The sequence below is a fragment of the Noviherbaspirillum sp. genome (assembly GCF_036846085.1).
Taxonomy (GTDB): domain Bacteria; phylum Pseudomonadota; class Gammaproteobacteria; order Burkholderiales; family Burkholderiaceae_D; genus Noviherbaspirillum.
In genome coordinates this window covers 1-11,923 of sequence record NZ_DAIUCO010000157.1, presented here as the reverse complement: position 1 = coordinate 11,923, position 11,923 = coordinate 1, and the positions used below count along the sequence as shown (strand labels likewise).

Sequence of the window (11,923 nt, the reverse complement as noted above, 5' to 3'; positions counted from 1 at the left end):
TTGGGCAGGGGTGGGCGTCTTGAGCATGCGTTATTAAAACAAAAACCCCCGCACATGGCGAGGGTTTGTCAGCAGTCTGAGGACGCCAAGGCGTCCTTTTTTGTTTCTGCTGCGTTTTTGTTTCCGCTCTCATGCTGCCGGATATAGAGCGCCAAGAATCCTCGGCCCTTTGGCGCCGGTAACGGCCGCGAGATTGCCGGGAAGTCGGTTTGTGAACCGATGTGCCAACCAGGCGAAAGCCAGTGCTTCCACATGATTTGGCGAGACCCCCAGGCGGCTGGTTGATTCGACTGACGCCATGCTGCCCTTGGTGCGAAGCGCATCCGCGATCTGTTGCATCAGGTGGCTGTTGTATGCGCCGCCGCCGCAAACATAGACCGCTGTTGCCCGAGGCGCATGATGATGAATGGCATCCGCCAATGTCGTCGCAGTGAACGCGGCAAGCGTCGCCTGTACATCCGCAGTATTTGCGCTGTTGAAGCGAGTCAGCCTGGACATGAGCCATTCGGCGTTGAACAAATCCCGGCCCGTGCTCTTGGGAGGTGGCATGGCGAGATAGGGCTCTGCGCAGAGTGAGTTCAATAATTCCGGGAGTATCTTGCCGCTGCGCGCCCATGCGCCGTCGCTGTCGTAAGCCTTATCTTGGTGTCGGGCGATCCAGGCATCCATCAATACATTCCCGGGGCCGGTATCGAAGCCAATCACATTGGCGTCGCGACGCAGAATGCTGATATTTCCAATGCCGCCGATGTTTGCTACGACGCGGATTTCCTCGTCGCTGCCGAATGCGGCCTGATGAAATGCCGGAACCAGCGGTGCGCCCTGTCCGCCAGCGGCAATGTCGCGGCTGCGGAAGTCCGCAATGACGTCAATGCCTGTCGATTCCGCGAGCAAGGCGGGATTGCCGGTTTGGCGTGTGTAACCAAGCTCGGGCCGATGCCGGATCGTCTGGCCATGCACTGCAACGGCTGTGATCGCGCTTGACGGTAATGCAGCCGTATCAAGCAACTTGGTGACACAGTCGGCGTAAAAGCCTGCAAGTGCATTTGCGACCAGCGATTCGCGATGGATTTCATTTTCTCCCGGCGATTGCAAGGCAAGCAATTCGGCGCGCAAGTCAGGCGGAAAGGGGAGGTAAGCGGTAGCGAGCGTCCGGACCGGGACGCCTGGGGCGGGATCGAAGGTCGCGATTGCACCGTCGACGCCATCGAGGCTGGTGCCGGACATCAGTCCGATGTAGAGGTGTTGGGAAGGTGTTGTGTTGGGCATGGCTACCGTCTCTGAATCTGAGGATTCTACAGCCTGGAAACGGTATGGGAACGTCCTATGGCAGGATTGCCACAGGACGTGATCTTACTTGGCGGCCAGCTTTCCGGCGGTGCCCGATGGAGAGGAGAGCAGGGCGAAGCGATGTCGCATTTCGCTCGCGACGTTTTTGAAGCGTTGCAGTTCGGTACCGGCGAGTGGTTGTGCATTCGGGACATCGATCGACATCGGATCGCGCGGTTCATTGCCGACCCGGAATTCGTAGTGCAGATGCGGTCCGGTGGACCAGCCGCTGGTGCCAACGTAGCCGATTACCTGGCCCTGGTTGACCTTGTCGCCCTTTTTCAGCCCATTGGCAAACCGGCTCATATGGGCATAAGCAGTCGAGTAGTTGTTCCAATGCTTGAGAATGACGATGTTGCCGTAGCCGCCCTGCACGCCGACAAAATCGACTTCGCCGTCACCCGATGCGCGAATCGGTGTTCCGGTCGGTGCGGCGAAGTCGACGCCCTTGTGGCTCCGCCATTGGCCCGAGAGAGGGTGCATGCGCATCGAGAAACCCGACGAAATGCGGGAAAACTCGAGCGGCGATTTGAGGAACGCTTTTTTGAGCGACTTTCCGTCAAAGGTGTAATAGCCGCCGCCTTCCTTGCTATTCGGATCGTCGAACCATACCGATTGATAGGTAGTGCTGCCATTGACGAACTGGCCTGCAAGCACGCGGCCGGCACGTACCATCTCGCCATTTTGCCAGTACGTTTCATAGACGACGTTGAAACGGTCGCCGCGCCGCAGGTCCGATGCAAAGTCGATGTTGGTAGAGAACATGTCGACAATTTGCATGGCGACGTTATCCGGTATGCCGGCGGCGTCGGTTGCAGCGAATAACGAGGAGCGAATCTCGCCGGAATGCATGTCGACGCGCTTTTCCAAATTGCCGAGCGTCTCGGTCGCAACGAGGCGCTCGCCATCGCGCCGGATCACGACGCTTTTGATGGCACTGTCGCTATTGCCGACATTGTCATTTGTCGTGGCGCTCAGGAAGTGAAGTTCGCCGTCTTCATCGGTCTGTGCTTGTATCTTCCTGCCGGCCTTCAATTGGAAGACCTGGTGTGCGATCCGATCGGACTTGATGAACTTGGCTGCTTCTTCGTCGTCGACGCCCAATCGCTGAAGCAATGTCGCCAGCGTGTCGCCGGGCCGCACTCTCTCTTCGCGGAAGAAACGATGCTCCTGTTGTTCCAGTTGTGCAATTTGATCGGCAAGGCTTGCAACGGGCAGTTCACGGGTGATCGATGTGACAGGCAGGTCCGCAGCATCAGGGGCCATCGGTGCAACGCCTGCCGCTCCGAAAGCGCAGGCGGCGAGGAACAGTGCCGATGCAGACAACACGCGTGTCTTGCGCGATGAGCCAAGGAACAGTGCACTGCCAAAACCGCTATTCAGTAATTTATCTAGAAGGCGCATGCAATACGTTAAAATTTGCTGTTCTGGTTGAGATGCTTTTCACAATACTGCTTCCGGTCAGCGCGCTAGTCCGCGAGGAAGAAAATATGGTCAAGCGTCCGTGGTTTGGTAATCCTTCAGTATTTCTCCAGCAATCAAATTTCTATGGTTTAGCTGCAATTGCTCGAAGAAGAGGCCGGCTAAGGCGTCATATCGCTTTTCAGATGTCTGAGTTGCAATATTTTCATGCATTGCAAGCTGGAAAAGGAGACGCGATTATACCAAACGCATGGTATTGATCTTTCAACGTTGCACTTTAATCTTTGTCATCATATGGTCAATCACCAGCAGTTAAAAAATCCCCAAGTCGACCAGCCCGCTCCAATCCTGTCCGATGCGGTGCAGGAAGCGCTTGCCGTTACCAAGCGCGGCATTGACGAGTTACTGATCGAAACCGAATTCGCACAGAAATTATCGCGATCCGAAAAAACCGGCAAACCACTACGTATCAAACTGGGTCTTGATCCTACGGCACCGGACTTGCATCTCGGGCACACCGTCGTGCTCAACAAGATGCGGCAGCTTCAGGATCTTGGACATACCGTCATCTTTCTGATCGGCGACTTCACGTCGATGATCGGCGATCCGTCCGGCCGAAATATTACTCGCCCACCGCTTACACGGGAACAGATCGAAGAGAACGCCAAAACCTATTTCGCCCAAGCCAGTCTGGTGCTTGACCCGGCAAAAACCGAAATCCGTTACAACTCCGAATGGTCGGATCCCCTCGGTGCAAGAGGCATGATCCAGCTATCGGCAAAATACACGGTTGCACGTATCCTCGAACGGGAGGATTTCACCAAGCGATTCAAGGCCGGAACGCCAATTTCCGTGCATGAATTGCTCTATCCGTTGATGCAGGGATACGATTCAGTCGCCTTGCAGTCCGATCTGGAACTCGGGGGTACCGACCAGAAATTCAACTTGCTTGTAGGTCGTGAGCTGCAAAAAGACTATGGGCAAGAGCCACAATGTATCTTGACCATGCCTTTGCTGGAAGGTTTAGACGGAATTGAAAAAATGTCTAAATCAAAGGGCAATTATGTGGGAATTACCGAGCCGCCGAACACCATGTTCGGAAAGCTGATGAGTATTTCCGACGTCATGATGTGGCGTTATTACGAGCTGCTGTCCTTCCGTTCCCTGGCCGAAATCGGGCAGTTCAAGAAAGAAGTCGAGGGCGGACGCAATCCCCGCGACATCAAGGTTTTGCTCGGCCAGGAAATCGTTGCGCGTTTTCATTCCCGCCAGGCAGCGGACGATGCGCTGGCGGATTTCAACAACCGCGCCAAGGGCGGTATTCCGGACGAAATCCCGGAAGTCACGCTGACCGGGGCGCCGCTTGGCATCGGGCAACTGCTCAAGCAGGCCAATCTTTGCCCGTCGACATCCGAAGCGCTGCGGATGGTGGAGCAGGGCGGAGTGCGGCTGGATGGCGCGGCCGTGACGGACAAGGGGCTGAAAGTCGATGCCGGTACGTTCGTGCTCCAGGTCGGCAAACGCAAGTTCGCCCGCGTGACGCTGTCCTGAGCGCGTTCGCATGATCGCGCTTTTGCAGCGGGTAACGCAGGCCAGCGTCGTGGTCGACGACGCTACTGTCGGTGCGATCGGGGCCGGGCTGATGGTGTTGCTGTGCGCCGAGCGGGGCGATGCGGAACGTGAAGCGGATGCCCTGTTAACGAAGCTGCTTGCCTACAGGGTATTTGCGGACGATGCCGGCAAGATGAACCGCAGCATCACCGATGTGGGGGGCGGTTTGCTGCTGGTACCGCAATTCACCCTGGCCGCCGATACCCAGTCCGGCACGCGCCCTTCCTTTACGCCGGCAGCGCCGCCTGATGAGGGGCGGCGGCTGTTCGATCATGTTGTGCAGCGGGCGCGAGCGAAGCTGGAGAGAGTAGAGACCGGCCAATTCGGCGCCCACATGCAAGTGTCGCTGGTCAACGATGGTCCAGTGACATTCTGGTTGCAGGTCAAGCCGCAAAACTGAAACAGGGAACGGCAACGGCGCTTTGCACTCAGAATGGCGTTCACTTTAGGTAGCAAATCAAATAAGGAGACTGACATGAAGCTTTGGAGTGATTCCATCAAGGATGGCGCACCGATTCCGGGAGAATTCGCGTTTTGCGTCATCGATCCCGCCAATCATGTTTCAATGGCCCCGAACAAAAATCCACACCTTGCCTGGAGCGACTTGCCGGCAGGAACCAGATCACTTGCGCTGATTTGCCACGATCCCGACGTGCCGTCGCGCGGCGACGACGTCAACCAGAAAGGAAAGACGGTGCCGGCCGATCTCCCGCGCGTCGATTTCTTCCATTGGACCTTGATCGATATTCCAAAAGATACCTCCTCGATTGCCGCCGGCGCATTCTGTAACGGCGTGACGCCGCGCGGCAAATCCGGCCCCGATGTGTCCGGCATGGCGGGCTTGCGCCACGGCATCAATGACTACAGCAGCTGGTTTGCCGGCGATGCCGACATGGCAGGTGACTACTTCGGTTATGACGGACCTTGCCCGCCGTGGAACGATGCCCTGGTGCACCGCTATGTCTTCACGCTGTATGCCCTCGACCTCGAACGCGTGCCGGTAGACGGAAAATTCACCGGTCAGCAGGTGCGTGATGCCATCCGGGGCCATATCCTGGACCAGGCTGCCATTACCGGTCTCTACACCCTCAACCCGGCCATCTTTGCATCCGGCAACAACCGCCCGGAGTCCAAGTGACCGATATCGTACTGATCCGCCACGGCGAAACCGAATGGAACGCCATCAAACGGCTGCAAGGCCATCTCGACATCGCATTGAACGGAGAAGGGCGGCGCCAGGCGGTAGCCTTGGGCCGTGCCCTATCGGCGGAGCAGTTTGACGCCATCTATTCGAGCGATCTGATGCGTGCCAGGCAGACGGCGGAACAACTCGCGGCGGGGCGTGGCATGCCTGTGCATGTCGATCCCGGCCTGCGGGAGCGCTGTTTCGGCGGGTTCGAAGGGATGCTGTATGCGGAAATCAGCGAACGCTATCCGCAGGCGTATGCAGAATGGAAGGCGCGCAATATCGACGCCCGCTTTCCCGACGGCGTGTACGTGGCGGAGACGCTGCGGGAATTCTCGCAACGTGCGGTGGACGCCATCATCCGGATCGCGAACCGGCATCGGCACCAGAAAATTGCACTGGTGACACACGGCGGTGTCCTGGAATGTGCTTATCGCGCAGCACAGGGTATCGGGTTCGAACATGCCCGTGACTTCGATATCCTGAATGCCAGCGTCAACCGCTTTCTATGGGATGGCAAGGGATTGCGCCTGGCGCAGTGGGGCGATGTCACGCATCTCGAACAGCCGGATATGTCGGCCCTGGACGAGATCGACCGCTAAAGCGGTGACATGGCTGGATTGCCAATGCAAGCATGTGCAGTCCAATGGCTGTTTCGCCTGTTGATCAAGCTAAAATAGCGCTTTTCTTCGGCCGCCCTCCTGTGCAAATCGGACCTTATTCTCTGCGTAACAACATATTCGTCGCTCCCATGGCGGGCGTGACGGATCGTCCTTTCCGGCAACTATGCAAGCAGCTTGGTGCCGGATATGCCGTCTCGGAGATGGCGGCGTCCGATCCGCGCCTGTGGGCAAGCGAAAAGACCTCTCGCCGCATCAACCACGACGGTGAGATGGAGCCGAAGGCGGTGCAGATCGCCGGCGCCGATCCCGCCATGCTGGCCGATTGCGCAAAATTCAATGTCGACCGTGGCGCGCAGGTCATCGACATCAACATGGGTTGCCCGGTCAAGAAGGTCTGTCAAAGCTGGTGCGGCTCCGCATTGCTGCAGAACGAGACGCTGGTCGGCCGGATTCTCGATGCGGTGGTGAATGCCGTGAACGTGCCGGTCACGCTCAAATTCCGCACCGGCTGGGATCGTGCCAACAAGAATGCGCTGAATATCGCCCGGATGGCGGAGGCGAGCGGTATTGCCATGCTGACGCTGCATGGCCGCACCCGGGCCGACGGTTATGCTGGCGAGGCGGAATATGAAACCATTGCCGCCGTCAAAGCGGCGATGTCACTGCCGGTCGTGGCCAACGGCGATATCACGAGCCCCGAAAAAGCGGCATTCGTGCTGCGGGTAACCGGTGCGGATGCGGTCATGATCGGCCGCGCGGCACAGGGCCGGCCGTGGATATTTCGCGAAATCGATCATTTCCTGCGTACCGGCGAACACTTGCCGCCGCCGATGATCGATGAAGTGCGTACCCTGATGAATGAACACCTGCAGGCGCACTACGCGTTTTATGGCGAGTTCATGGGTCTGCGCACCGCGCGCAAGCATATCGGCTGGTATGTGCGCGACCTCTCCGGGGGCGAAGAATTCCGGCAGCGCATGAACCGCCTGGAAAGCTGCAATGAACAGCTTGCCGCAGTCGATGCATTCTTTGAATCACAGTTGGCTTACGGCAAGCGGTTACAATACCGCCTTTCCGAAGAAAAGCTGGCCGCCTGAGCCTGATAAAAACCACTCGCCCCCACTGCAATGAGCAAAGACAACATCCAGGACGTCGTCAAGAAAAGTCTCGAGAAGTATTTCCGGGATCTCGGCGAGCAACAACCGTCGAATGTCTATGAGATGGTGGTGTTCACCGTCGAAAAGCCGATACTCGAAGCGGTCATGGCACGCGCCGACGGCAACCAGTCCCTGGCCGCCGAAATGCTCGGCATCAATCGCAATACCTTGCGCAAGAAACTTCAGCAGCACGGGCTGCTGTGATTTATAACGTAAGGGCAGCAACGACGCTGTTTTTACGCTATCCATCACTTTCCGCGTCTTTGCCATGATCAAACAAGCCCTGATTTCCGTCTCCGATAAAACCGGCGTTCTCGACTTCGCCCGCGCCCTCTCCGGCATGGGTGTCAACATTCTTTCCACCGGCGGCACCGCGAAGCTGCTGGCCGATAACGGCATCCCGGTCACGGAGGTTGCCGACTACACCGGTTTCCCGGAAATGCTCGATGGCCGGGTCAAGACGCTGCATCCCAAGGTCCATGGCGGTATTCTTGCGCGGCGCGATTTCCCGGCGCATGTGGCTGCGCTGGAGCAGCATGGCATTCCGACCATCGACATGGTGGTCGTGAATCTCTACCCGTTCCAGCAGACCGTCGCCAAGGACCAATGCACGCTGGAAGACGCCATTGAAAACATCGATATCGGCGGGCCGGCGATGCTACGGTCCTCGGCCAAGAATCACAAGGACGTGGTGGTGCTGTGCGATCCGGCAGACTATGGCCGGGTGCTGGACGAATTGAAGTCGGGCGGCGGGGAAGTCGGCTACGACACCCGTTTCGCGCTGGCGAAAAAGGTTTTTGCCCATACCGCGCAGTACGACGGCGCGATCACCAATTACCTGTCTTCGCTTGGGGAAGACAAGGCACATGCGACGCGCAGCGACTACCCGCAAACCCTGAACCTGCATTTCGAGAAGGTGCAGGAAATGCGGTACGGCGAAAACCCGCATCAGTCCGCCGCCTTCTATCGCGACCTCGTTCCGGTGGACGGCTCGCTGGCGAACTACAAGCAGTTGCAGGGCAAGGAACTGTCCTACAACAACATCGCCGATGCGGATGCCGCCTGGGAATGCGTGAAGACATTCGATGAAATCGCCTGCGTCATCATCAAGCATGCAAATCCCTGCGGCGTGGCGATCGGCACGCATCCGCTCGATGCGTACACGAAGGCATTCCAGACCGATCCGACCTCGGCCTTCGGCGGCATCATTGCCTTCAATCATGAACTGGACGGCAAGGCGGCCGAGGCCGTTGCCAAGCAATTTGTCGAAGTGTTGATCGCGCCATCCTTCACCGACGAGGCGCGGCAGATTTTCGCCGCCAAGCAGAATGTGCGGCTGCTGGAAATTCCGCTCGCCAAGGCAGTCAATGCCTACGACTTCAAGCGCGTCGGCGGCGGCCTGCTGCTGCAGGCGCCGGATGCGAAAAACGTGTTACCGGCCGAACTGAAGATCGTCAGCAAGAAGCAGCCGACGCCGCAGCAGTTGCAGGACCTGCTGGTCGCATGGCGGGTGGCGAAATTCGTCAAATCCAATGCCATCGTCTTCTGCGGCGGCGGCATGACGCTCGGGGTCGGCGCCGGGCAGATGAGCCGGGTGGATTCGGCCCGCATCGCGTCGATCAAGGCGCAAAACGCTGGCCTGGCGCTGGCGGGCTCGGCGGTCGCGTCCGATGCTTTCTTCCCGTTCCGTGATGGTCTGGACGTGGTGGTGGATGCCGGCGCAACCTGCGTCATCCAGCCGGGCGGGTCGATGCGCGATCAGGAAGTGATCGATGCGGCCGACGAGCGCGGTGTTGTCATGCTGTTGACCGGAACACGACATTTCCGGCATTAAAAAGAAGTATCTTCAAGGGAAGGGTTGCCGCCATCATATCCTCCGATATGATGGCGGCATCCAATCCGCATTGCTGCAACACACATGAAAATCCTCGGCATTGACCCCGGCCTGCGTACTACCGGTTTCGGCATTATCGACAAGCAGGGCAACAAGCTCAGCTATATCGCCTCAGGCACCATCAAGACGCCGGATGCCGATCTGCCGCAACGCCTGAAAACCATCCTGGCCGGCGTGTCGGAAATCATCGGAACCTATACGCCCGATTGCGCCGCCATCGAGAAAGTCTTCGTCAACGTCAATCCGCAGTCCACGCTGTTGCTGGGCCAGGCGCGCGGCGCGGCGATTTGCGCGCTGGTCAACGCCAATCTTCTGGTCGCGGAATACACGGCCCTGCAGATCAAGCAGGCAGTGGTCGGCCAGGGCAAGGCGCAGAAGCAGCAGGTGCAGGACATGGTGCAACGTCTGCTGTTGTTGTCCGGCATGCCCAGTACGGACGCGGCCGATGCGCTCGGCGTCGCGATTTGCCATGCGCATAGCGGCGAGGTATTGACGGCACTAGGGGAACTGGCGCCTGGCCTGGTGAGGAAAGGATTGCGGGTACGTCGTGGGCGCCTGGTCGGCTGACGCCATGTTCTGCGTACCGGTGCGCGTCATCCATTCCGGGAGTGTATCGATGTATTTCCGGCAAGCGCGCTTCGTTCCTGCCCCGGCTACCTACGCCCCGCATCAGGCCTTAAATCAACCCTTCAATCGTCTAAACCTGTTTTTCCGCCTCGCGCGCCGCGATTTCGAAGCGGTTGTGCCAGTAGGCGTCGCGGCCCCGGAGTGCTGCCCAGGCACTTGACGCCAGATAGGCGAACGGGAAGAAAATGCCCCAGCGGGCCGCCTGGCGGACATGGGCCAGTTCATGAATCAGCACGCGGGACGACAATCCCTGGTGCTCCGCGATGACGACATGTCCCAGTGCCATCGCGGTCATGGCCCCAAACGGGTGCCGGCTCAACATCCAGTCCGCGCATGGTCCGCGCACCAGCAGTGCTACGGTCGGGATGCGGATCAGCTGGAATTGACCGCGTATCAGCACGATCGGCAACGCCAGGAGCAGGCCGACGATCGTGAGGGGAAATGCCCAAAGAATGCCGAGCGCCTGTCCTATCCAGATGATCGGGCGGGGCAGCGGGTTGGACTGGAAGAAAATGGAATCTCGTGGTCGCATAGTCTTTTCTTCGATGCCGGACTGCATCCGAAAATCCGTCCCAGCAGCATATTTTTCGTCATGCCGGCACAGCCGTATCTGTTCCTTCCGCACCATGTTTCGCATGGCGGGGGAGGAACTTGTTGTCCTGTATGATTCATCTAACTTCTTTCTATTGCATCGCCATGATAGGTCGCCTGTCCGGATTACTTCTTGAAAAAAATCCACCCCAGTTGCTGGTCGATTGCGGCGGCGTCGGCTACGAGATCGATGTGCCGATGAGCACGTTCTACAACCTGCCGGCCACGGGCGAAAAAATCGTGCTGCTGACCCATATGGCGGTACGCGAGGATGCCCACTTGCTGTATGGATTCGGCACGGCGGAAGAACGTACCGTCTTCCGGCAACTGATCAAAATCTCCGGGGTGGGCGCGCGTACCGCATTGTCGATCCTGTCCGGCATGTCGGTCCCCGACCTCGCGCAGGCCATCACCCTGCAGGAAGCCGGGCGGCTGACCAGGGTGCCGGGCATCGGCAAGAAAACCGCCGAAAGGTTGCTGCTGGAACTGAAAGGGAAGCTCGGCGCCGACATCGGCGCCGTCGGCGGCGTAATGCAGCACGATGCGGGCGCCGACATTCTCAATGCACTGACGGCGCTCGGCTATTCCGACAAGGAAGCCCTGATGGCGATGAAACAGGTGCCGGCCGGCGCCGGAGTGTCGGAAGGCATCAAGCTCGCGCTGAAGGCGCTGTCCAAGGGCTAAGCGGCAAGGGGCAGGCGTTTAAAGCATTGAAGGATTGCCATGTTGGCGCCATATAGGTGTAGTCGGCAGTTCTACTGTCAGCCGCTCTTCTGAAAGAATTCAATGAGTATTCAGACCGATAATCTGACCGAACAACGCATCATCGCCGCTACTCCGGTATCGCCGAACGAAGAGGCGATCGAACGCGCGCTGCGGCCCAAGCAGCTTGATGAATATGTCGGACAGGAAAAAATCCATAGCCAGCTCGACATCTTCATTACCGCCGCCCGCCAGCGGCGCGAAGCGCTCGACCACACGTTGCTGTTCGGGCCGCCCGGACTCGGCAAAACCACGCTGGCCCACATCATCGCGCGGGAAATGGGTGTCAACCTGCGGCAGACGTCCGGGCCGGTGCTGGAGCGAGCCGGCGACCTGGCTGCATTGCTGACCAACCTGGAAGCCAACGACGTCCTGTTCATCGACGAGATCCATCGCCTGTCGCCGGTGGTGGAGGAAATCCTGTACCCGGCGCTGGAGGACTACCAGATCGACATCATGATCGGGGAGGGGCCGGCGGCGCGGTCGGTGCGGCTTGACCTGCAGCCGTTCACGCTGGTCGGCGCGACAACCCGCGCCGGCATGCTGACCAACCCGTTGCGCGACCGTTTCGGCATCGTCGCCCGCCTCGAGTTCTACACCCCGCAGGAACTGGCGCGCATCATCACGCGGAGCGCGTCGCTGCTGAATGCGCCCATCGTTCCGGACGGCGCGATGGAAATCGCCAAGCGAAGCCGCGGTACGCCGCGTATCGCCAACCGCC

14 protein-coding genes are annotated in these 11,923 nt (G+C 58.8%); 11 read left to right on the top strand and 3 right to left on the bottom strand.

Annotation, left to right across the window (positions count from 1 at the left end; genetic code table 11):
* Positions 1 to 129: 129 nt before the first annotated feature.
* Entirely contained in the window at positions 130 to 1,269 is a 1,140-nt protein-coding gene (locus tag V7080_RS17105; RefSeq protein ID WP_334189603.1) for an anhydro-N-acetylmuramic acid kinase, read from the bottom strand.
* An 84-nt stretch (positions 1,270 to 1,353) separates the two neighbouring features.
* Positions 1,354 to 2,733: a peptidoglycan DD-metalloendopeptidase family protein gene (locus V7080_RS17100; protein WP_442947244.1), complete on the bottom strand. Its 1,380-nt coding sequence runs from the start codon at positions 2,731 to 2,733 to the stop codon at positions 1,354 to 1,356.
* On the opposite strand from V7080_RS17100, the gene V7080_RS17095 reads away from it, so the two are divergent.
* The 9 genes from V7080_RS17095 (at position 2,646) to ruvC (ending at position 9,789) form a co-directional block, all read left to right on the top strand.
* Entirely contained in the window at positions 2,646 to 3,011 is a 366-nt protein-coding gene (locus V7080_RS17095; protein ID WP_334189601.1) for a hypothetical protein, read from the top strand. The two genes, V7080_RS17100 and V7080_RS17095, sit on opposite strands and share 88 nt — an antisense overlap.
* 34 nt (positions 3,012 to 3,045) lie before the next feature.
* Positions 3,046 to 4,302, top strand: coding sequence for a tyrosine--tRNA ligase (tyrS, locus tag V7080_RS17090; protein ID WP_334189600.1), 1,257 nt, complete (start codon positions 3,046 to 3,048; stop codon positions 4,300 to 4,302).
* Positions 4,303 to 4,312: 10 nt separating this feature from the next.
* Positions 4,313 to 4,762: a D-aminoacyl-tRNA deacylase gene (gene dtd / locus V7080_RS17085; protein ID WP_334189599.1), complete on the top strand. Its 450-nt coding sequence runs from the start codon at positions 4,313 to 4,315 to the stop codon at positions 4,760 to 4,762.
* 75 nt (positions 4,763 to 4,837) lie between these two features.
* Positions 4,838 to 5,500, top strand: a complete 663-nt coding sequence (locus tag V7080_RS17080; protein WP_334189598.1) for a YbhB/YbcL family Raf kinase inhibitor-like protein — start codon at positions 4,838 to 4,840, stop codon at positions 5,498 to 5,500.
* The gene (locus V7080_RS17075; RefSeq protein WP_334189597.1) at positions 5,497 to 6,150 is read left to right on the top strand and encodes a histidine phosphatase family protein; all 654 of its coding nucleotides are present in this window, start codon (positions 5,497 to 5,499) and stop codon (positions 6,148 to 6,150) included. Before V7080_RS17080 ends, V7080_RS17075 begins: the two co-directional genes overlap by 4 nt.
* Before the next feature lie 101 nt (positions 6,151 to 6,251).
* Complete coding sequence (gene dusB, locus V7080_RS17070) at positions 6,252 to 7,268, top strand: tRNA dihydrouridine synthase DusB (protein WP_334189596.1); 1,017 nt, start codon at positions 6,252 to 6,254, stop codon at positions 7,266 to 7,268.
* A 30-nt stretch (positions 7,269 to 7,298) separates the two neighbouring features.
* Positions 7,299 to 7,532 (top strand): Fis family transcriptional regulator, encoded by a 234-nt coding sequence (locus tag V7080_RS17065; RefSeq protein ID WP_324901771.1) that lies wholly within the window; start codon positions 7,299 to 7,301, stop codon positions 7,530 to 7,532.
* Positions 7,533 to 7,596: 64 nt separating this feature from the next.
* Positions 7,597 to 9,162 (top strand): bifunctional phosphoribosylaminoimidazolecarboxamide formyltransferase/IMP cyclohydrolase, encoded by a 1,566-nt coding sequence (gene purH / locus V7080_RS17060; protein WP_334189595.1) that lies wholly within the window; start codon positions 7,597 to 7,599, stop codon positions 9,160 to 9,162.
* 84 nt (positions 9,163 to 9,246) lie between these two features.
* A complete protein-coding gene (gene ruvC, locus V7080_RS17055) occupies positions 9,247 to 9,789 on the top strand; it encodes a crossover junction endodeoxyribonuclease RuvC (protein ID WP_334189594.1) in 543 nt (180 codons plus the stop codon).
* A gap of 130 nt (positions 9,790 to 9,919) precedes the next feature.
* Here ruvC and V7080_RS17050 read toward each other — a convergent pair whose 3' ends face one another.
* Complete coding sequence (locus V7080_RS17050) at positions 9,920 to 10,381, bottom strand: signal peptide prediction (RefSeq protein ID WP_334189593.1); 462 nt, start codon at positions 10,379 to 10,381, stop codon at positions 9,920 to 9,922.
* A gap of 164 nt (positions 10,382 to 10,545) precedes the next feature.
* On the opposite strand from V7080_RS17050, the gene ruvA reads away from it, so the two are divergent.
* The gene (ruvA, locus tag V7080_RS17045) at positions 10,546 to 11,124 is read left to right on the top strand and encodes a Holliday junction branch migration protein RuvA (protein WP_334189592.1); all 579 of its coding nucleotides are present in this window, start codon (positions 10,546 to 10,548) and stop codon (positions 11,122 to 11,124) included.
* 102 nt (positions 11,125 to 11,226) lie between these two features.
* The coding region (ruvB, locus tag V7080_RS17040; protein WP_334189591.1) for a Holliday junction branch migration DNA helicase RuvB at positions 11,227 to 11,923 on the top strand (697 nt) is incomplete at its 3' end.